At 70.6% G+C, this 18,300-nt stretch carries 21 protein-coding genes and 2 pseudogenes; 17 read left to right on the top strand and 6 right to left on the bottom strand.

Features of this window, described 5'->3' with window-relative positions; translation table 11 throughout:
* Positions 1 to 8: 8 nt before the first annotated feature.
* On the top strand, positions 9 to 569 hold the full coding sequence (locus tag ACFY8O_RS09470) for a VOC family protein (RefSeq protein WP_387900305.1): 561 nt from the start codon (positions 9 to 11) through the stop codon (positions 567 to 569).
* Positions 547 to 1,356, top strand: coding sequence for a MerR family transcriptional regulator (locus ACFY8O_RS09465; RefSeq protein WP_387900303.1), 810 nt, complete (start codon positions 547 to 549; stop codon positions 1,354 to 1,356). The genes ACFY8O_RS09470 and ACFY8O_RS09465 overlap by 23 nt, the downstream gene beginning before the upstream one ends.
* Positions 1,357 to 1,382: 26 nt before the next feature.
* On the opposite strand, the gene ACFY8O_RS09460 is transcribed toward ACFY8O_RS09465, so the two are convergent.
* A complete protein-coding gene (locus ACFY8O_RS09460; protein ID WP_387900301.1) occupies positions 1,383 to 2,399 on the bottom strand; it encodes an aldo/keto reductase in 1,017 nt (338 codons plus the stop codon).
* Between the two features lie 4 nt (positions 2,400 to 2,403).
* Positions 2,404 to 2,865 (bottom strand): MerR family transcriptional regulator, encoded by a 462-nt coding sequence (locus ACFY8O_RS09455; protein WP_145801714.1) that lies wholly within the window; start codon positions 2,863 to 2,865, stop codon positions 2,404 to 2,406.
* Positions 2,866 to 2,952: 87 nt separating this feature from the next.
* Between ACFY8O_RS09455 and ACFY8O_RS09450 the strand changes: the two genes are divergently transcribed.
* Positions 2,953 to 3,774 carry a serine hydrolase domain-containing protein gene (locus ACFY8O_RS09450; protein WP_387900299.1) on the top strand — a complete coding sequence of 274 codons (822 nt, stop codon included), beginning with the start codon at positions 2,953 to 2,955 and terminating at the stop codon, positions 3,772 to 3,774.
* Between the two features lie 83 nt (positions 3,775 to 3,857).
* Here the strand turns inward: ACFY8O_RS09450 and ACFY8O_RS09445 are convergent.
* A pseudogene (locus tag ACFY8O_RS09445) lies at positions 3,858 to 4,139 on the bottom strand (ATP-binding protein); the annotation flags it as partial.
* 150 nt (positions 4,140 to 4,289) lie between these two features.
* Here ACFY8O_RS09445 and ACFY8O_RS09440 point away from each other — a divergent pair.
* The 6 genes and pseudogenes from ACFY8O_RS09440 to ACFY8O_RS09415 all read left to right on the top strand — a co-directional run bounded on the left by ACFY8O_RS09440 (position 4,290) and on the right by ACFY8O_RS09415 (position 7,680).
* A pseudogene (locus ACFY8O_RS09440) lies at positions 4,290 to 5,137 on the top strand (helix-turn-helix domain-containing protein).
* The gene (locus ACFY8O_RS09435; RefSeq protein ID WP_387900297.1) at positions 5,097 to 5,363 is read left to right on the top strand and encodes a DUF397 domain-containing protein; all 267 of its coding nucleotides are present in this window, start codon (positions 5,097 to 5,099) and stop codon (positions 5,361 to 5,363) included. The pseudogene ACFY8O_RS09440 and the gene ACFY8O_RS09435 overlap by 41 nt, the downstream one beginning before the upstream one ends.
* A gap of 46 nt (positions 5,364 to 5,409) precedes the next feature.
* Positions 5,410 to 5,934, top strand: a complete 525-nt coding sequence (locus ACFY8O_RS09430; protein WP_387900295.1) for a hypothetical protein — start codon at positions 5,410 to 5,412, stop codon at positions 5,932 to 5,934.
* Positions 5,935 to 5,994: 60 nt separating this feature from the next.
* Positions 5,995 to 6,396, top strand: coding sequence for a hypothetical protein (locus ACFY8O_RS09425; protein WP_387900293.1), 402 nt, complete (start codon positions 5,995 to 5,997; stop codon positions 6,394 to 6,396).
* 141 nt (positions 6,397 to 6,537) lie between these two features.
* Positions 6,538 to 7,035: a GNAT family N-acetyltransferase gene (locus ACFY8O_RS09420; RefSeq protein WP_387900291.1), complete on the top strand. Its 498-nt coding sequence runs from the start codon at positions 6,538 to 6,540 to the stop codon at positions 7,033 to 7,035.
* A gap of 93 nt (positions 7,036 to 7,128) precedes the next feature.
* On the top strand, positions 7,129 to 7,680 hold the full coding sequence (locus tag ACFY8O_RS09415; protein ID WP_145801706.1) for an EF-hand domain-containing protein: 552 nt from the start codon (positions 7,129 to 7,131) through the stop codon (positions 7,678 to 7,680).
* Positions 7,681 to 7,874: 194 nt separating this feature from the next.
* Here ACFY8O_RS09415 and ACFY8O_RS09410 read toward each other — a convergent pair whose 3' ends face one another.
* Entirely contained in the window at positions 7,875 to 8,327 is a 453-nt protein-coding gene (locus ACFY8O_RS09410; RefSeq protein WP_387900289.1) for a MarR family winged helix-turn-helix transcriptional regulator, read from the bottom strand.
* A gap of 142 nt (positions 8,328 to 8,469) precedes the next feature.
* Here ACFY8O_RS09410 and eno point away from each other — a divergent pair, with 142 nt between their 5' ends.
* Together eno and ACFY8O_RS09400 are read left to right on the top strand one after the other, a co-directional pair.
* A complete protein-coding gene (gene eno, locus ACFY8O_RS09405) occupies positions 8,470 to 9,753 on the top strand; it encodes a phosphopyruvate hydratase (protein WP_387900287.1) in 1,284 nt (427 codons plus the stop codon).
* Positions 9,754 to 9,914: 161 nt separating this feature from the next.
* Positions 9,915 to 10,352: a hypothetical protein gene (locus tag ACFY8O_RS09400; protein ID WP_387900286.1), complete on the top strand. Its 438-nt coding sequence runs from the start codon at positions 9,915 to 9,917 to the stop codon at positions 10,350 to 10,352.
* A gap of 181 nt (positions 10,353 to 10,533) precedes the next feature.
* On the opposite strand, the gene ACFY8O_RS09395 is transcribed toward ACFY8O_RS09400, so the two are convergent.
* Complete coding sequence (locus tag ACFY8O_RS09395) at positions 10,534 to 11,202, bottom strand: pirin family protein (RefSeq protein ID WP_145802747.1); 669 nt, start codon at positions 11,200 to 11,202, stop codon at positions 10,534 to 10,536.
* A gap of 81 nt (positions 11,203 to 11,283) precedes the next feature.
* Here ACFY8O_RS09395 and ACFY8O_RS09390 point away from each other — a divergent pair, with 81 nt between their 5' ends.
* The 5 genes from ACFY8O_RS09390 to fabF all read left to right on the top strand — a co-directional run bounded on the left by ACFY8O_RS09390 (position 11,284) and on the right by fabF (position 16,186).
* Positions 11,284 to 12,483: a PucR family transcriptional regulator gene (locus ACFY8O_RS09390; RefSeq protein ID WP_167526120.1), complete on the top strand. Its 1,200-nt coding sequence runs from the start codon at positions 11,284 to 11,286 to the stop codon at positions 12,481 to 12,483.
* A gap of 89 nt (positions 12,484 to 12,572) precedes the next feature.
* Positions 12,573 to 13,487, top strand: coding sequence for an ACP S-malonyltransferase (locus tag ACFY8O_RS09385; RefSeq protein ID WP_387900283.1), 915 nt, complete (start codon positions 12,573 to 12,575; stop codon positions 13,485 to 13,487).
* Between the two features lie 13 nt (positions 13,488 to 13,500).
* Positions 13,501 to 14,532, top strand: coding sequence for a ketoacyl-ACP synthase III (locus tag ACFY8O_RS09380; RefSeq protein WP_145801700.1), 1,032 nt, complete (start codon positions 13,501 to 13,503; stop codon positions 14,530 to 14,532).
* Between the two features lie 63 nt (positions 14,533 to 14,595).
* Positions 14,596 to 14,844 (top strand): acyl carrier protein, encoded by a 249-nt coding sequence (locus ACFY8O_RS09375; RefSeq protein ID WP_014045780.1) that lies wholly within the window; start codon positions 14,596 to 14,598, stop codon positions 14,842 to 14,844.
* Positions 14,845 to 14,923: 79 nt separating this feature from the next.
* Positions 14,924 to 16,186: a beta-ketoacyl-ACP synthase II gene (gene fabF / locus ACFY8O_RS09370; RefSeq protein ID WP_145801699.1), complete on the top strand. Its 1,263-nt coding sequence runs from the start codon at positions 14,924 to 14,926 to the stop codon at positions 16,184 to 16,186.
* A 336-nt stretch (positions 16,187 to 16,522) separates the two neighbouring features.
* Here the strand turns inward: fabF and ACFY8O_RS09365 are convergent, their stop codons facing one another.
* Positions 16,523 to 17,017 carry a DUF3145 domain-containing protein gene (locus tag ACFY8O_RS09365; protein WP_145801698.1) on the bottom strand — a complete coding sequence of 165 codons (495 nt, stop codon included), beginning with the start codon at positions 17,015 to 17,017 and terminating at the stop codon, positions 16,523 to 16,525.
* 361 nt (positions 17,018 to 17,378) lie between these two features.
* Between ACFY8O_RS09365 and ACFY8O_RS09360 the strand changes: the two genes are divergently transcribed.
* A complete protein-coding gene (locus tag ACFY8O_RS09360) occupies positions 17,379 to 18,296 on the top strand; it encodes an SGNH/GDSL hydrolase family protein (protein ID WP_387900281.1) in 918 nt (305 codons plus the stop codon).
* The last annotated feature ends 4 nt before the right edge of the window (positions 18,297 to 18,300 follow it).

The raw sequence follows: 18,300 nt of genomic DNA, 5'->3' as shown, positions 1-18,300 counted from the left end.
TGGTGCGCATGAGCGACTACTACAACGCGTTCGAGATCAGCCCCGTGCCCACTCCCGGCCCCGACGCGGTTCCGCCCGAGCCGTTCCACGGCATCTACGGGATGCCCGCGTTCGTGACGATCCCCACGAGCGATCTGGCGGCGTCCGTGGACTTCTGGGTGCGCGGACTCGGGTTCTTCGAGCTGTTCAGCAGCCCAGGCGCGATCGTGCATCTGCGCCGGTGGGCCTTCCAGGACGTCCTGCTCGTCCCGGAGACGGGCGTCCCCGCGCCGCGCCTCCCGGAGCAGGCACCGGCGATCAGCTTCAGTTTCGCGTGCGTGCTGAGCGAGGTCGGGTCCGTGGCCGAGGCGTGCCGGGCCCTGCGCCCTGACTCGGTCGACGGCCCACGGGATACCTTCTGGAACACCCGCGACGTCACGGTCGTCACCCCTGAGAACGCACGGATCGTCTTCACCGCGGCGAAACCCTACGACCCCGCGAGCCAGGAGGCCCGGAACCTTGAATCGATCGGGATCACCGCACCGGACGTCGGCGGGGACGCCCAGGGTGAGCAGCCCCGCGCCCTCTGACGCCGACGGCCTGACCGTCGGTCAGGTGTCGGCACGTCTGGGCGTGACGGTCCGCGCGCTGCACCACTGGGACGAGATCGGTCTGGCGCGGCCGTCGCTGCGCACGGTTGCCGGTTACCGGCTCTACACCGCCACCGACCTGGAACGACTGCACCGCATCGTCGTGTACCGCGAGACCGGTCTCGGTCTGGACAGGATCCGGGCCGTCCTGGACGACTCGGCCGTGGACGTGCCCGGCGCGTTGCGCGCCCAGCGCGCCCAGGTCGCCGAACGGATCGAACGCCTCCAAGGGCTCGGCGCCGGGCTGGACCGGATGATCGAGGCGCACGAGCGCGGTCTGCTGCTGACGGCCGGGCAGCAGGCCACGGTCTTCGGCCCCGGATGGGACCCTGACTGGCCGACGCGGGCCAGGGAGGCGTACGGGGACACGACGCAGTGGCAGCAGTACGCCGAACGCTCGGCCTCCCGCGACGTGGACGACTGGCAGACCGTCGCCGACGCCGTCGCGGAGCTCGACCGCGCCCTCGCCGACGCGATGGACGCAGGCGTGGAACCCGGTGCCCCCGAAGCGGACCGGCTCGTCGAGCGGCACCGCGAGGTCTTCTCCTCGTTCTTTCCGCTCACCCGGCCGATGCAGGTCTGTCTCGCCCGCAGGTACGAGGCCGATCCGGGGTTCGCCGCCCACTACGACGGCATCCGGAACGGCCTCGCCGCGTGGTTCCGCCGCATCGTCGACGCCGCCGCGCGCGCCCACGGCATCGACCCCGACACCGCGACCTGGGAGTAGCTCCCGGCAGCCGGATGGCCCGACCGCTACTCGCGCGCGGTGGCCGTGTTGCTCATGTCCGGGTAGCGGTCGCCCGCCACCTGGCCCGCGATGGGCTCCAGCTGCTCCAGCTCCTGCTCGGACAGGGTGAGCCGGGTCGCCCCGAGGTTCTCCAGGAGGCGGCTGCGCTTGCGGGTGCCCGGGATCGGCACCACGGGCAGACCGTGTACCTGCGCCCGCTGGTGCACCCAGGCCAGCGCGACCTGTGCGGCCGTCGCCCCGTGGGCCGCCGCGATCTTGTGGACGGGTTCGAGCAGAGCGGAGTTCGTCTTCGCGTTCTCGCCGGTGAAGCGCGGCTGGTGCTTGCGGAAGTCGTCGGCCGCAAGGTCCTTGGCCGCGTCCGCGAACGCCCCGGTCAGGAAGCCCCGGCCGAGCGGCGAGTACGGCACGAGCGTCACCCCGAGCTCGACGGCCGCGGGCACGGCGCTGAGCTCCACGTCCCGGCTGAAGAGCGACCACTCCGACTGGAGGGCGGCTATCGGGTGCACGGCGTGCGCCTCGCGGAGCTCGGCCCCGGTCACCTCGCTCAGCCCGAGCTGCCTGACCTTGCCCTCGCGGACCAGCTCGGCCATGGCGCCCACCGACTCGGCGAACGGCACGAGCGGGTCACGGCGGTGCATGTAGTAGAGGTCGATGACGTCGGTGTTCAGCCGCCGCAGGCTGCCCTCGACGGCCTCACGGATGTACGCGGGGTCGTTGCGCACACCCCGGTAGTGCGGGTCGTCGGTCCGCTCGATGGCGAACTTCGTGGCCAGCGTGATCTCGTCGCGGTGCGCCCCGACGAACGGCGCGAGGAACGTCTCGTTCGCCCCCCGCCCGTAGATGTCCGCCGTGTCGAAGAGCGTGACGCCCGCTTCGAGCGCCGCCTCCAGGGTGTCCCGGGCCGCCGCCTCGTCGGTGTCGCCATAGAACTCGCTGATGCCCATGCACCCGAGTCCTTGCACACCGACCTGCGGGCCTCCGCTGCCGAGCTGTGCGGTCGCGATCTTTGCGGTGTCGCTCATGTGGTCAGACCCTTTCCGGTTCCGGCGCCGTGCGGGCGCCGCCATAGAAATCGATCTTGTAGTCGAGTACGGCGAGGGTGCCCTGGAGTTCCGCGATCCGGGTCTTCACGTCGCGCCGCGTCGACTCCAGCAGCCCCTGCCGTTCGGCGAAGGTGTGGTCGCCCTCGCGGACCAGCTCCGCGTACCGGACCATGTCGGCGACCGGCATCCCGGTCAGCCTGAGCTTGCCGATGAAGGCCAGCCAGTCCAGGTCCCGGTTGCTGAAACGGCGCTGCCCGGTGTGCGAGCGGTCGATGTGCGGCATGAGCCCGATCCGCTCGTACCACCGCAGCGTGTGGGCGGTGAGTCCGCTGAAGGCGACGACCTCGCTGATGGTGTAGTGGTCCTGGCCCTCGGGGCGCGGGTGCGCCTCCGGGGCCGAAGCGCAGGTGTCCGTACGTGCGGAAATGCTCTCCATCACCGTCATGTCCTCCACGCTAGAACGTTGGAGTGCACTCCAAGCAAGCAATATCAGGGGCGATCTCGCTTTCGGGTTCCCGTTAGGCTCGTACGCATGCAGAGCCTGGCGATGATCGAGAACTGGCCCGTCCCCACCGCGGCAGCCGCCGTCGTCACCTCGGACGGCACACTCCTGGCTACCCATGGTCCCACCGCGCACCGCTTTCCGCTGGCCTCCGTCACCAAGCCGCTCGCGGCCTACGCGGCGCTGGTGGCCTACGAGGAGGGCGCCGTCGAGCTGGACGAACCGGCCGGCCCCGAGGGCTCGACCGTCCGCCATCTCCTCGCCCACACCAGCGGACTGGCCTTCGACGAGCACCGGGTGACCGCGCCTCCCGGCACCCGCAGGCTGTACTCGAACGCCGGCTTCGAGGTGCTCGGGGACCACATCGCGAAGGCCACGGAGATTCCCTTCGCCGAGTACGTGCGCCAGGCGGTCCTGGAGCCCCTGGGCATGACCTCGACGACGGTGGAGGGCTCCCCGGCCAAGGACGGCGTCTCGACCGTGGACGACCTGGTCCGCTTCGCCGCCGAGGTGCAGGCCCCGCGCCTGCTCGACCCGCGTACGGTGCTGGAGGCGCAGACCGTGGTGCACCCCGGCCTCAAGGGCGTGCTCCCCGGCTACGGCCATCAGAATCCCAACGACTGGGGCCTCGGCTTCGAGATCCGCGACTCCAAGGCGCCGCACTGGACGGGGCTCTCCTCCTCGCCGGCCGCCTTCGGCCACTTCGGCCAGTCCGGCACGTTCCTCTGGATCGACCCGGCGGCGGGCGCGGCCTGCGTCGCCCTGACGGACCGGGCGTTCGGCCCGTGGGCGGCGGAGGTCTGGACACCCTTCACCGACGCGGTCCTCGCGGAGCTCCGCGCCTCCCGCTGAGCCGCCCTCGCCCCGAAGCACTCGAACCACACGGTCTTCCCGCATCCGTCGCGCCGCTCCTCCACGCCCCAGGCGTCGGTGACGGCGTCGACCAGCAGCAGCCCCCGCCCGCCCTCGTCCAGCAGGGCCCCGGCGACGGCGCGGGGCAGCAGGGGCGAGGCGTCCGCGACCTCCACCCGCACCCCTCCTTCCTCCTGGAGGTGGTAGATCAGGGTCTGGCAGCGACGCCCCGGGACGTGCCGGACGACGTTGGCGATGAGCTCGGTGAGCGCGAGCTCCGCCGCGTCCGCCACGTCGAGCAGGCGCCAGACGGTGAGGTACAGCCGCAGGATGCGGCGGAGGTGGCGGGCGGAGTGCTCGCCCATCGCGAGGTCGGCACGGTAGACCGCGTCCTCGGGGTCACCGGTCCGGGTATCGGATACGTGATTCATGTCACCAGCGTGCAGTGCGTTGACTACTCTCGGCTACGGCCTGAAACGAACGCCGCCAGGCGTTGGACGGAGAGGCATCCCGCCGTGGCCAACGTGCAGTCACTCGACCCGAGCGCGTCCCCGCTGGACTACTACGGCTGGGAGCTACGCCGTCAACGGGAGGCCCACGGGCTGCGGCAGGGCCAGCTCGGCGAGATCATCTTCTGTACGGGCTCGCTGATCGGCCAGATCGAGACGACGAAGAAGGTCCCCCCCGCGACTTCTCCGAGCGCCTGGACGCCGCGCTCGGCACGGACGGGGTGTTCTCGCGCCTGGTCGGCCTGGTCCTGCGGAGCCAACTGCCGACCTGGTTCCAGCCGTACGCGGAGATGGAGGCGCGGGCTACGTACATCTCCACGTATCAGGCGCAGTTGGTCTACGGGCTGTTGCAGACGGAGGAGTACGCGCGGGCGGTACTGGCCACCGGCATGCCCGACGACTTGAGCGGACAGGTCGCGGCCAGGATGGAGCGCCAGCGCATCCTGGAACGCGAACAGCCGCCGCTGGCCTGGGCGGTTCTGGACGAGGCGGTGCTGCACCGGCCGATCGGTGGCCGCGTGGTCATGCGGAACCAACTGGCCCGCTTGTTGGACTTCTCCCGGCACCGGTGGATGAGGATTCAGGTGCTGCCCTTCGATGCGGGTGAACACACAAGTCTGGACGGGGCGTTTAACCTCTTGCGCTTCGACGGCGACCCGGATCTGATCTACACGGAAGACCTGATCTCCGGCCACATGACCGCCAGCCCCGAGACCGTCAGAGAGGCCGCGCGCCGTTACGCTCACTTGCAGGCCGCAGCCCTCTCTATCGAGGACTCCGCGGCACTGATCGCCCGTGTGATGGAGGAGCGTTATGGCAACCGGCCCGAACTCGAAGAGCGCGCCGTGGCGTAAGTCCAGCTACAGCGGGAGCACCGGCGGCGACTGCGTCGAGTGCACCGTCACCGGCGGCGCCGCCTGGCGGAAGTCCTCGTACAGCGGAAGTACCGGCGGCGAATGCGTCGAGGTAGCCGACGGCTGCGCCGCATCCGTCCCCGTCCGTGACAGCAAGAACCCGTCCGGGCCCGTGGTCGTCGTGGGTGCCGACGCCTGGCAGGCGTTCGTGGACGGCCTCCGCTGAGCCGCCGGAGCCCTTGAGGACAGACACAGGCAGCTACCGTGCAGGCGTGACCCGCACCAGGCTGCCTCTCCTCTTCCTCGACGTCGACGGCCCGCTCATCCCCTTCGGGGCGACCCGGGCTCAGCTCCCGGACGGCTATCCCGTCTTCGACGCGGGGCGCGGCCTCGGGGAAGCCGCCGCGAATCCGCTGGTCAACCGGGTCGATCCAGGCCAGGGCTCCCGGTTGCTGGCCCTGCCCTGCGAGCTGGTGTGGGCCACGACATGGATGGCGGACGCGAACACGTACCTCACGCCGTGGCTCGGGCTGCCGGAACTGCCCGTGGTGAACTGGCCGGATCCACCCTTCGACGAAGGGCCGTCCGGGCTGCACTGGAAGACTCCGGGGCTCGTGGCGTGGGCGGATGGGCGCCCCTTCGTCTGGGTCGACGACGAGATCACGGACATCGACCGGTCCTGGGTGGTGGCGCACCACCCCGGCCAGGCACTGCTGCACCGGGTCGAGGCATGGCGGGGCCTGACCGAGGCGGACTTCGCGACCCTGGACGACTGGCTGCGGAGCCGCTCGAACTGATCGTTCCCCCGCGCCGCCCGGCGAGCCGCCCGTGGCTGAGCTCCGCTAGATTCGGCCGCTATGCGATCACGTGAGTTCGACCTCGACTTCCGCGAGCGGGCGGGAAGGACACGTACGTGGGGACTGGTGCTGCTGTCCCTGGCGGCGGTCCTGTGGGTCTGGGTGGGCGTCCTGCTGCTGACGCCGTACACGGCGGACCGGAAGCCGGACGACAAGTACCCCGACGAGTGCGAGTCCCGGCTCTTCACCGAGTGGGGCACCGCCAACGACGGCACGAGGCACGGGGATTACTGCCAGCAGGAGCGCGACTGGCCGGAGGTCCTGGGTGTGCTCGGACTGTCCGTACCGGTCTCGGTCGCCGGCGGGTCCCTGTTCACCATCGGCACCGTGACCCGCCGGATGAGCGCGCACGCCCAGGCGATGCGCGAACTGGACAAGCTCGCGGACACCGCGCAGGGCTGAGACGGGAGGGCTGGACACCCGTGAGCTCCACGTCGATCCGCTTGGGCGAGCTCTCCGACGCCCCCGTGCTCGCCGGCCTGCTGCATCGGGACAGGCAGGCGTACGCACGCTGGCTGCCCGAGAGGCCGTAAGGAGTACTACATGCCCGACGGGCAGGCCTCGGTGATCGACGGCCTGCTGATCGCCCACGACAGAGGGCTGACATGGCCCGGAGTCGTGGTCTCGGACAAGGAAGTCATCGGGCAGGTCACCATCAGTTCGATCCTGCGCGGCCCGTTCCAGAAGGGGTTCCTCGGCTACTGGGTCTCCTCGCTCCACCAAGGGCTCGGGCACACGAGCCGTGCCGTCGGCCTCGCGGTGCGGGTCGCCGAGGACGAGCTGAAGCTGCACCGGCTGGAGGCGCACACCCAGCTGGAGAACCTCGCGTCCCAGGCGATCCTCCGCAGGCACGGATTCAGCTCCTGGGGCATCGCCCATGACCACTTCTACGCCGACGGCGCATGGCGTGACGAGGTGTTCTGGGAGAAGATCCTGACCTGCGGACCTCCCGCACAGCCGCGCCGCCCCGATCGGGCTGCCGGCGAGCGCGCAACGGGCGGCCAGGCCGGGCCCGTGAGCCGGACAGAAAGTGATCACTGAATCGGGTGATCAACTAGGCATTTCGCCCCCTGCTGGACAGCCGCGGGCCAACCTGAACGGGTCAGCAGATCTGATCACGTAAAGGGGCACCCCATGACCACTGCGGCGCAGGACATCATCACCGTCAAGCTTGAGCGCACCTTCGACCAGATGGACTCCAACCAGGACGGCTACCTCGACTGGTCGGACTACCAGAAGCTCGCCGACCGCTACATCCAGGGTTACCGCCTCTCCAAGGACGACCGGCGGGCCAGGGCATTGCAGACCTTCAGCCAGATCTACTGGCTGGAGCTGCTGCGCCACTCGGGCGTGGACGGGGATCGGCTCACCAAGGACCAGTTCGTCACCGCCAACCGTCTCGCGGTCATCGACACCAGCCGCCTCAACGTGACCGAGGGTGGCGGCCACGCGATCTTCGACGTCATCGACACCGACGGCGACAACGAGATCAGCAAGGACGAGTTCGTCCGTCTGATGCGGGACATCTGGAAGGACGCTTCGCCGGAGACGATGGAGCTGTTCACCAGGCTCGACACCGATGGAGACGGGGCGATCTCCCGCCACGAGTTCATCCGCGCGGTCCGCGAGCACTTCCTGTCCAACGACCCCGAAGCCCCGGGCAGCATCTTCTTCGGCCACATCTGACCCACCGCCGCGCAGTACCCGCCGGGCTCGATCAGCCTCCCGCGGCCGCTCCTGGATTCACTTCCAGCGGGCGGCCGCTCCTGTACGCACGGTCGGCCCCGGCCCCGGAAGGGCAGCGCGGGTACGGACCGGCTCGGACAGGAGGCCGACGGCGTCACGGGCGGCCCGATCGGCACAGTGGCGGCGTCCGGCAGCTATCCGAGGGCTACGTCCGCCGAAGGTGCCTGGTGCGCCGCGAGCCGCTCCACCAGGCCGATCGCCCGCGCCAGCAACTCCCGTTCCTCTTCGGTCAGTTCCGCCTCGATCGCCCGCGCGAGCCAGTCCGCCCTGCGCTCCCGCTCCTCCTCCAGGAGCGCGCGCCCCGCGGAGGAGAGCTCGACCAGGCTCTTGCGGCCGTCGGTCGGATGCGCGCGACGCGTGATCAGCCCCTGTTCCATGAGCAGGCCGACGGCCCGGGCCATGGACTGGGGGCGCACCCGCTGGTCGGCCGCCAGGTCGCTGGTCGTCATCGCACCACTGCGGTCCAGCGCACCGAGGACGGCCACCTGCCCCAGGGGCATCTGGTCCTCCAGCTTCACGCGCCGGGTGAGCTTTCCCATCGCGGTACGCAGCTCGGCCGCGACGGTGGCGGATTCCGGAAGGGGCATACCGAACTTTAACGCAGCACAGTTCTACAGCAGAGCTGTACAGCACAACTGAACAGCAATGCTGTAGAGTTTTTGATGCCGGGTTCAGCGCCACCGTCGCCGCAGCCGGACCCCGGCACGTATGCGAACGGGAAGGTCTCCCATGACCGCCATCACCTCCGTCACCGGCCGCCGCGTCCTCGACAGCAGGGGCAACCCCACCGTCGAGGTGGACGTGCGGCTCGCGGACGGATCCGTCGGCCGCGCCGCGGTCCCCTCCGGCGCCTCGACCGGAGCCCGCGAGGCCGTCGAACTCCGCGACGGCGACCCGGCCCGCTGGCACGGCAAGGGCGTCGACCAGGCGGTACGCCACGTCAACACGGAACTCGCGTCGGCCGTCATCGGCCGCGAGGCCGAGGACCAGGCCGGCCTCGACGCCGTCCTCGTCGCCACGGACGGCACCCCCACCAAGTCCAGGCTCGGAGCCAACGCGATCCTCGGGGTCTCGCTGGCCTCCGCGAAGGCCGCGGCAGCCGCCCACCGGCTGCCGCTCTACCGCTACCTCGGCGGCTCCGGCGCCCGGCTGCTGCCCGTACCGATGATGAACATCGTCAACGGGGGCGCGCACGCCGACAACCCGCTGGACTTCCAGGAGTTCATGATCGCCCCGATCGGTGCGGAGACCTTCGCCGAGGCCGTGCGGATGGGCTCGGAGATCTTCCACACCCTGCGCCGCGACCTGCTGGCCGCCGGGCACTCCACGGGCGTGGGCGACGAGGGCGGCTTCGCCCCCGCCCTCGGCACCGCCGAGGAGGCCCTCGACTTCGTCATGGCCGCCGTCGAACGCACGGGGTACCGGCCGGGCACGGACATCGGCCTGGTCATGGACCCGGCCACGTCCGAGTTCTTCCGCGACGGCGTCTACGACTACACCGGGGAGGGCGTCCGGCGCACCTCCGCCGAACAGGCCGACTACCTGGTCAAGCTGATCGACGCGTACCCGATCGTCTCGATCGAGGACCCGATGGCCGAGGACGACCTGGAGGGGTGGCGGGACCTGACCGCCCGGGTCGGTGCGCGCTGCCAGCTCACCGGCGACGACGTGTTCTGCACGAACGAAGCCATCCTGCGGGAGGGGATCCGCTCCGACGTCGCCAACTCGGTCCTGGTGAAGGTCAATCAGATCGGCACCCTGACGGAGGCCCTGGCCACCGTGGACACCGCCCACCGGGCCGGCTGGACCGTCGTCATGTCCCACCGCTCGGGCGAGACCGAGGACACCACGATCGCGGACCTGGCCGTGGCCACGGGCTGCGGCCAGATCAAGACCGGGTCGCTCTCCCGCTCCGACCGCACCGCCAAGTACAACCAGCTCATCCGCATCGAGGAGGAACTGGGCGCCGGCGCCCGGTACGCGGGTTCCGAGACGCTGCGCCGCCGCTCCTGAGGCCTCCGGCCGAAGGCTCCGGACGGAGCATCCGGACAGGCGGACACGGACGGACGGGAAGGGCGCGTGCGGATCCTGGGCGGCGGCCCGCAGTTCCCTCGTTTGCCGTGCCTGGTCAGGTGATTCCTGGCAGCATCCCCACGACCGAACAAGGGGGCTACATGCGTATCCATGTCCGTTTACTCAGCACCGTCGTCGCCACCGGGGCGCTGCTCGTCGGCTGTGGCTCGTCCTCGGGCGAGAGTCTGGAGGACTGGTATTCCTCCGGGGGCGAGAAGAGCATCAAGGCACTCTCCGAAGCCTCGAGCAGGGTCAACGAGGTGAGTGTGCGCCCGATGGACACCTGGGGCGCTGCCTGCAAGGAGCTGCTGACCGAGGTGGCAGAGGCCGAGGAGCTCGACGCCATCCCGAGTGAGAACGCCGAGGGATTCTGGAAGGAAGCCCTGACACTCTTCGAGGACGGCGGCAACGAATGCGTCGCCGGAGCCGAGGCGGATGACCAGCCCCGGGCCTCCGCCGGCATACGCGAGGTACAGAAAGGCATCGGCCGTCTGTCTTCCACCACGTCCATGATCGCGGGCGACCTGAAAGCCGAGTGAACCGGCCGGGAAGGCCGTCGTCAGGCGGCTTTCCCGGCCGGTAGCCCCACCCCTCTTGTCCACCGGCCGGTGGACAAGAGGTTCAACCGGCCGGGCGTGCCGCCCGAGTCCCCTCTCCGGCCAGGCTTCGAGGCGCGGATGAAGTGCGCCGCCGCCGGTGGACCCTGCCCCGCCACACACCTCACACCGCGCCGAGCTCCCACATCAGCACCTCGGTGTCCCGCAGCACCAGGAGCTCCAGGCCGTCGGCGTCCGTGATCCGCGCCGAGTCCCCCTCCCCCAGCCGCTCCCCTCCGAGCCGCACCTCGCCGCGCACGACGTGGACGTAGACGCCCGCCGCGTCCGGAACGCCGATGCGCTCGCCTTCGGGCCGGCGGCGCACGTGCAGCATCGCCCCCGCCTCGGGCAGGGCGTACGGCGTGGAGTCGGCTATCCCCGCGACATGCGTGTACGAGGGCTCACCGCCGGGTTCCAGCGGGGCCAGCCACATCTGCACGAAGGTGAGCGGGCGGTCCCCGTCGTTGCGCTCGACGTGCCGTACCCCGGCAGCCGAACTGAGGTGCTGGACGTCACCGGCGCGCACCACGGTGGCGTGGCCCGCCGAGTCGCGGTGGGTGAGCTCGCCCTCCACCACCCAGGTGACGATCTCGGTGTGGCTGTGCGGATGCTCGTCGAAACCGGCGCCGGGAGCGAGGTGCTCCTCGTTGCAGGCGAGGATCGGCCCGAAGCGCAGATTGTCCGGGTCGTAGAACCGTCCGAAGGAGAAGGCGTGCAGCGTCTCGATGCCCGCGGAGTCACCCGTGGCCGGGTCCCCGCCGCGGAAGCGGTCGCCGGAGCGGCGTACGTCCATCACGTACCCACGGTATCCCCGTCGGCCGACCTGCCGCCCCGCCCCTCCGGGCACCTGCCCGGATAAGGCAGTCTTGTGTCCGTGCCCCGACCCGATCCTGAGCAGCCCGCCTCGCATGACGCCCACCTCCACGCCGCCACCCTGAAACGGCTGGAGCAGTCCTCCGGCCGGCTGGCCGCCAACGCCATCGCCCGCATGGACGAGACTCTGCCGTGGTACCGGGCCATGCCACCGGAGAACCGGTCCTGGATCGGCCTGGTCGCCCAGGCCGGTATCGCCGCGTTCACCGAATGGTTCCGGTATCCGGAGACCCCGCAGGCCATCTCCACCGACGTGTTCGGCACGGCTCCGCGCGAGCTCACGAGGGCCATCACCCTGCGGCAGACCGTCGAGATGGTGCGTACGACGATCGAGGTCATGGAGACCGCGATCGAGGAGGTCGCGGCGCCGGGCGACGAGTCGGTGCTGCGCGAGGCGCTGCTCGTCTACGCGCGCGAGATCGCCTTCGCGACCGCGCAGGTCTACGCCCAGGCCGCCGAGGCCCGCGGCGCGTGGGACGCCCGTCTGGAGTCGCTCGTCGTCAACGCCGTGCTCTCGGGCGAGGCCGACGAGGGCGCCGTGTCCCGGGCCGCCGCGCTCGGCTGGAACTCTCCCGAGCATGTGTGCGTCGTGCTCGGCACGGCTCCCGACGGAGACAGCGAGCTCACCGTGGAGGCCATCCGGCGGGCGGCCAGACACGCCAAACTCCAGGTGCTGACCGGGGTGCTCGGCCACCGTCTGGTGGTGATCGCGGGCGGCAGCGACAACCCCCTGAACGTCGCGAAGTCGCTGATCGGCCCGTATGCGGCCGGCCCCGTCGTGGCCGGCCCGGTGGTCCCCGACCTGCTGGCGGCCACCCGGTCCGCGCAGGCCGCGGCGGCCGGTCTGCGGGCGTGCTCGGCGTGGCAGGACGCTCCGCGCCCCGTACTGTCGGACGATCTCCTTCCTGAGCGCGCGATGGCCGGCGACCCCGCCGCACGCGATCAGCTGGTGGAGGAGATCTACAGACCGCTCGAAGAAGCGGGTTCGGCACTTCTGGAGACGCTGAGTGTGTATCTGGAGCAAGCGAGCAGCCTCGAAGGCGCGGCGCGGATGCTTTTCGTGCACCCCAATACCGTGCGCTACCGGCTGCGACGTGTGACCGACGTCACCGGATGGTCACCTTCCGACGTCCGTTCCGCGTTCACGCTGCGGATCGCCCTCATCCTGGGGCGCTTGGCCGCGGGTGACACCCAGTCCTAGACTTTTGTCGAACTTCAACAATTCCCCTGACGGTTCTTCGTCCCTGTCCCCACGGGCGTTCAGGGCCGTCCACAAGAGAGAGTGTGAGGGTGCTCGTACTCGTCGCTCCCGGCCAAGGCGCTCAGACGCCCGGCTTCCTGACTCCCTGGCTCGAACTCCCCGGCGCCGCAGACCTCGTCGCGGGATGGTCCGACGCCATCGGACTCGACCTTGCCCACTACGGCACGAAGGCCGACGCCGACGAGATCCGCGACACGGCGGTGGCACAGCCGCTGCTGGTGGCCGCCGGTCTCCTCTCGGCCACCGCGCTGGACGCCTCGCCCGCCGTCGTCGCGGGCCACAGCGTCGGTGAGATCACCGCCGCCGCGCTCGCCGGCGTCATCGGCCACGAGGCCGCGCTCAGCTTCGTCCGCACCCGGGGGCTCGGCATGGCCGAGGCCGCCGCGGTCACGGAGACGGGCATGGCCGCGCTGCTCGGCGGAGACCCCGAGGTCACCGTCCCGCACCTGGAGAAGCTGGGGCTCACCCCGGCCAACGTCAACGGAAGCGGCCAGATCGTCGCCGCCGGCACCGCCGCGCAGATCACGGCGCTGACGGAGGACATGCCCGAGGGTGTGCGCCGCGTGGTGCCGCTCAAGGTCGCCGGTGCCTTCCACACGCACCACATGGCCCCGGCCGTGGAGAAGCTGCGTGCCGCCGCCACCGCGCTGACCGTCACCGACCCGAAGGTGACGTACGTGTCCAACGCCGACGGGAAGACGGTCTCCGACGGCAGCGAGGTCATCTCCCGGCTCGTCGGCCAGGTCGCCAACCCGGTCCGCTGGGACCTGTGCATGGAGACCTTCAAGGAGCTCGGCGTCACGGCCCTCATCGAGGCCGCGCCCGGTGGCACCCTCGTCGGGCTCGCCAAGCGCGCGATGCCCGGTGTACGGACCCTCGCGCTCAAGACCCCCGACGACCTAGACGCGGCCCGCGCGCTCATCTCCGAGCACGCGAGCGCCTGAGGAGCCCGAGAGCATGTCGAAGATCAAGCCCAGCAAGGGCGCCCCGTACGCACGGATCATCGGTGTCGGCGGCTACCGCCCGACCCGGGTCGTGCCCAACGAGGTGATCCTCGAGACGATCGACTCGTCCGACGAGTGGATCCGCTCCCGCTCCGGTATCGCCACCCGGCACTGGGCCTCCGACGAGGAGACCGTGTCCATGATGTCGGTGGAGGCCTCCGGCAAGGCGATCGCGGACGCCGGGATCACTCCTGAGCAGATCGGCGGAGTCATCGTCTCCACCGTCTCGCACTTCAAGCAGACCCCCGCCGTGGCGACGGACATCGCGCACCGGATCGGCGCGGGCAAGCCCGCCGCCTTCGACATCTCGGCCGGCTGCGCGGGCTTCGGCTACGGCCTCACGCTCGCCAAGGGCATGATCGTCGAGGGCTCGGCGGAGTACGTACTCGTCATCGGTGTCGAGCGGCTCAGCGACCTCACCGACCTGGAGGACCGCGCGACGGCCTTCCTGTTCGGCGACGGCGCGGGCGCGGTCGTGGTCGGCCCGTCCCAGGAGCCGGCCATCGGCCCCACCGTCTGGGGCTCCGAGGGCGACAAGTCCGAGACGATCAAGCAGACCGTCGCGTGGAACGACTTCCACATCGGCGACGTCTCGAACCTGCCGCTCAACGAGCGGGGCGAGGTCAAGTTCCCGGCCATCACGCAGGAGGGCCAGGCGGTCTTCCGCTGGGCCGTCTTCGAGATGGCGAAGGTCGCCCAGCAGGCGCTGGAAGCGGCCGGGATCGCCCCGGAAGACCTGGATGTCTTCATTCCGCACCAGGCCAACATGCGGATCATCGACTCGATGGTGAAGACGCTCAAGCTGCCGGAGCACGTCACGGTCGCCCGTGACGTGGAAACCACCGGCAACACGTCGGCCGCCTCGATTCCGCTCGCAATGGAGCGGCTCCTGGCGACCGGCCAGGCCAAGAGCGGCGACACGGCGCTCATCATCGGCTTCGGGGCGGGTCTCGTCTACGCCGCGACGGTCGTTACCCTCCCCTAGGCACACCGGACCTTTCGGTCCGCACGCCCGAACCCTGCAGAAACACATCGAAGGAGCGCCAACATGGCCGCCACTCAGGAAGAGATCGTCACCGGTCTCGCCGAGATCGTCAACGAGATCGCCGGTATCCCGGTCGAGGACGTCCAGCTGGACAAGTCCTTCACCGACGACCTGGACGTCGACTCGCTGTCCATGGTCGAGGTCGTCGTCGCCGCCGAAGAGCGCTTCGACGTCAAGATCCCCGACGAGGACGTCAAGAACCTCAAGACGGTCGGCGACGCCGCCGACTACATCCTGAAGCACCAGGGCTGATCCCAGCCCGTCCCGTGTGTCGCCACCCGGCGGTGGCGCCGCTGATTCACGACCCTCTACACGTGGAGAAGATTTTCCAGTGAGCCCGACCAATCGCACCGTGGTCGTCACCGGTATCGGCGCAACCACTCCGCTGGGTGGCGACTCCGCATCGACCTGGGAAGGTCTGATGGCCGGCAGGTCCGGCGTCAAGCCTCTCGAGGGCGAACGTTTCGCCGAACTGCCCGTCCGGATCGCCGCCCTCGCGGCTGTCGACCCCGGCGAGGTCCTCCCCCGTCCGCTCGCCCGCAAGCTGGACCGCTCGGCGCAGTTCGCGCTGATCGCCGCTCGCGAGGCCTGGGCCGACGCGGGCTTCACCGGCAAGGCCGGTGAGGACGACAAGATCCAGCCCGAGCGTCTGGGCTCGGTCATCGCCTCCGGCATCGGCGGCGTGATCACCCTGCTCGACCAGTACGACGTGCTGAAGGAGAAGGGCGTACGCCGCGTCTCCCCGCACACCGTTCCCATGCTCATGCCCAACGGCCCGGCGGCCAACGTCGGCCTGGAGGTCAACGCCCAGGCCGGTGTCCACACCCCCGTCTCCGCCTGCGCGTCGGGCGCGGAGGCCATCGGTTACGCCGTCGAGATGATCCGCACCGGCCGTGCCGACGTGGTCGTCGCCGGTGGCACCGAGGCGGCCATCCACCCGCTGCCGATCGCCGCCTTCGCCAACATGATGGCGATGTCCAAGAGCAACGACGAGCCCGAGAAGGCCTCGCGTCCGTACGACACCGGCCGTGACGGCTTCGTCCTCGGTGAGGGCGCGGGCGTCGTGATCCTGGAGTCGGCCGAGCACGCCGCCGCCCGGGGCGCCAAGGTCTACTGCGAAGTGCTGGGCCAGGGCCTGTCCGCCGACGCCCACCACATCGCGCAGCCCGAGCCCACGGGGCGCGGCATCGCCGCCGCGATGCAGAACCTGCTGGACTCCACGGACCTCAAGCCGTCGGAGGTCGTGCACCTCAACGCGCACGCCACGTCCACCCCGCAGGGCGACATCGCGGAGATCAAGGCGCTGCGTGCGGTGCTGGGCGACGACCTCGACCACGTCGCGATCTCCGCCACGAAGTCGATGACGGGTCACCTCCTCGGTGGCGCGGGCGGCATCGAGACCGTGGCGACCGTGCTGGCCCTGCACCACCGGACGGCCCCGCCGACCATCAACGTCGACGACCTCGACGAGGCGATCGAGGCCGACGTCGTGCGCGGTGAGCCGCGTGCGCTGCCGGAAGGTTCGATCGCCGCGATCAACAACTCGTTCGGCTTCGGCGGCCACAACGTCGTACTGGCGTTCCGTTCGGTCTGACCCGGACACTCCGCCGAGAGGCCCGCTTCCCGCTCCGGGAGGCGGGCCTCCCGCATGTGCGGGTGTGCGCGGGGTGGCTGCGGGTGCGGGCGGGCTTCGCGAGGCTCATCGGCCTCTGGGCCGTGGTCCAGTCCGGAGCCGCTGCTTCCTGGACGGGCAGGGCTTCCTCGGGCGCCCGGGGGCCACGGGGCACGGGGCACGGGGGCACGGCGGAGGCGGACGGCGGAGGCGGACGGCCGCACAGTGCTGTGGCTCAGCGCCCTCCGGCGTGCCCCGACCCCAAGCAGAACGTTTCTGCTCAGGAAGCAGCGGCGATCAGGCCCACGCCGGGCGCCCTCACACCACCTGGTGGAGCCACCGCACGGGCGCGCCCTCGCCGGCGTGGCGGAAGGACTCCAGCTCGTCGTCCCACGGCTTGCCCAGCAGCTTGGCGACCTCGGCCTCCAGGTCGCTCTCGCCGCGCATCGATCGCGCCAGCGCCGCCCTCAGACGGTCCTCGGGCACCAGGATGTCGCCGTGCATGCCGGTCACGGCGTGGAAGATGCCGAGTCCGGGCGTCGAGCTGTAGCGCTCGCCCTCCGCCGTGGGGCACGGCTCGGCCGTCACCTCGAAGCGCAGCAGGTCCCAGCCACGGAGGGCCGAGGCCAGCTCCGAAGCCGTGCCGGCACGGCCCTTCCAGGAGAATTCCGACCGCCAGGTGCTGGGCGCGGCCGGCTGTCTGATCCAGTCGAGCTGGACCCGCACACCGAGTACACCCGCCACCGCCCATTCGACATGCGGGCACAGCGCGCGCGGTGCGGAGTGAACGTACAGAACTCCACGTGTCGTCACCGGGACCTCCAGTGTGGGACGAGGTTCGCCTTCCCCAGCGGCCTCGCGCCCGTACCGTCTCTTCCCGGACGGCTCCCGAGGTCGTCATCAGTAAACAGCATCGGGAGTGAATCTCCTGAAAAGGGACAGTATGTGACGTGAGAGAACTTACCGGACCCGCTGTCGCTTCGCGGACCGGCCGGGCGCCTCTGGTTCGACGGGGAAAAGCTACCGTGCGCCGGGGCCGGGTGTGTGACGTACGGTCGGTCCTGGGCCCATGATTCGCACACCATTCACCCGCGAGGGCGCGGAGGCCCGCCACCTGGGGCTGTCCGCCGGTGCCAGGGGCACAATCACCCGTGTGACCGGAGGGGAACCAGGGATGCCTGAGCGTTCGTCACGTCGTCGCGCCCGCAGGGCGGCAGCCACTCTGACGGCGGTCGTGTCGGTCGCCACCGTCGCACTCACGGGCGGCTGCACCACGGACGAGGGCGGGGCCGCGCCGGGCGCGGCGGCACCCCGGAGCCCCTCCCCCTCCCCGGCCTTCTCGTGGGACGCGAGTCCCGCCTCGCTGGCCGCCGTCGGGGACTCCATCACGCGGGGCTTCGACGCCTGCTCGATCCTGGCGGACTGCCCTGAGGTGTCGTGGGCGACGGGGTCGGACGCGAGCGTGCGGAGCCTGGCCGTGCGGCTCCTGGGGACGTCGAAGGCCGCGACCCGCAGCTCGAACCATGCCGTGTCGGGGGCCAGGATGGCCCAGCTGCCGGAGCAGATGGCGCTGGCCGCGCAGGAGAAGCCGGAACTGGTCACGGTGATGATCGGCGCGAACGACGCCTGCCGGGACTCGGTCGGCCTGATGACCCCGGTGGCCGGCTTCCGGGCCTCCTTCGAGGCGTCGATGCGGCAGCTGCGCGCCACCGCCCCGAAGGCGCAGGTGTACGTGTCGAGCGTGCCGGACCTCAAGCGGCTCTGGTCGACGGGGCGTGAGAACCCGCTGGGCAAGCAGATCTGGAAGCTGGGGATCTGCCGGTCGATGCTGGCGGACGCGGACGACATGGGAGCGGCGGCCGTCGCCCGGCGCGACGCGGTGCGTGAGCGGGTCGTCGCGTACAACGAGGTGCTGCGGGAGGTCTGCGCGCGGGACGAGCGCTGCCGCTACGACGGCGGGGCGGTCTTCGACTACCGGTTCACCGGCAAGCAGCTCAGCGAGTGGGACTGGTTCCATCCGGGGCGCGACGGCCAGGCCAGACTGGCGGAGATCGCCTACCGTCATGTCACCGCGGCGGCCCCACCGGCGTAAAGTT

It is taken from the genome of Streptomyces argenteolus (assembly GCF_042902585.1).
GTDB classification, from domain to species: Bacteria; Actinomycetota; Actinomycetes; order Streptomycetales; family Streptomycetaceae; genus Streptomyces; species Streptomyces argenteolus.
The sequence above is the reverse complement of the archived record's forward strand: the minus strand, read 5'-3'. Positions and strand labels throughout refer to the sequence as shown.

What these genes read in the sequence shown, in the direction of transcription:
- ACFY8O_RS09470 (WP_387900305.1), top strand. Translation starts at nt 9, where the DNA reads ATGAGCGACTACTACAACGCGTTCGAGATCAGCCCCGTGCCCACTCCC.
- ACFY8O_RS09460 (WP_387900301.1), bottom strand. Translation starts at nt 2,399, where the DNA reads ATGAGCGACACCGCAAAGATCGCGACCGCACAGCTCGGCAGCGGAGGC.
- ACFY8O_RS09455 (WP_145801714.1), bottom strand. Translation starts at nt 2,865, where the DNA reads ATGACGGTGATGGAGAGCATTTCCGCACGTACGGACACCTGCGCTTCG.
- ACFY8O_RS09450 (WP_387900299.1), top strand. Translation starts at nt 2,953, where the DNA reads ATGCAGAGCCTGGCGATGATCGAGAACTGGCCCGTCCCCACCGCGGCA.
- ACFY8O_RS09435 (WP_387900297.1), top strand. Translation starts at nt 5,097, where the DNA reads ATGGCAACCGGCCCGAACTCGAAGAGCGCGCCGTGGCGTAAGTCCAGC.
- ACFY8O_RS09425 (WP_387900293.1), top strand. Translation starts at nt 5,995, where the DNA reads ATGCGATCACGTGAGTTCGACCTCGACTTCCGCGAGCGGGCGGGAAGG.
- ACFY8O_RS09420 (WP_387900291.1), top strand. Translation starts at nt 6,538, where the DNA reads ATGCCCGACGGGCAGGCCTCGGTGATCGACGGCCTGCTGATCGCCCAC.
- ACFY8O_RS09415 (WP_145801706.1), top strand. Translation starts at nt 7,129, where the DNA reads ATGACCACTGCGGCGCAGGACATCATCACCGTCAAGCTTGAGCGCACC.
- ACFY8O_RS09410 (WP_387900289.1), bottom strand. Translation starts at nt 8,327, where the DNA reads ATGCCCCTTCCGGAATCCGCCACCGTCGCGGCCGAGCTGCGTACCGCG.
- eno (WP_387900287.1), top strand. Translation starts at nt 8,470, where the DNA reads ATGACCGCCATCACCTCCGTCACCGGCCGCCGCGTCCTCGACAGCAGG.
- ACFY8O_RS09400 (WP_387900286.1), top strand. Translation starts at nt 9,915, where the DNA reads ATGCGTATCCATGTCCGTTTACTCAGCACCGTCGTCGCCACCGGGGCG.
- ACFY8O_RS09395 (WP_145802747.1), bottom strand. Translation starts at nt 11,202, where the DNA reads ATGGACGTACGCCGCTCCGGCGACCGCTTCCGCGGCGGGGACCCGGCC.
- ACFY8O_RS09380 (WP_145801700.1), top strand. Translation starts at nt 13,501, where the DNA reads ATGTCGAAGATCAAGCCCAGCAAGGGCGCCCCGTACGCACGGATCATC.
- ACFY8O_RS09375 (WP_014045780.1), top strand. Translation starts at nt 14,596, where the DNA reads ATGGCCGCCACTCAGGAAGAGATCGTCACCGGTCTCGCCGAGATCGTC.
- ACFY8O_RS09360 (WP_387900281.1), top strand. Translation starts at nt 17,379, where the DNA reads ATGCCTGAGCGTTCGTCACGTCGTCGCGCCCGCAGGGCGGCAGCCACT.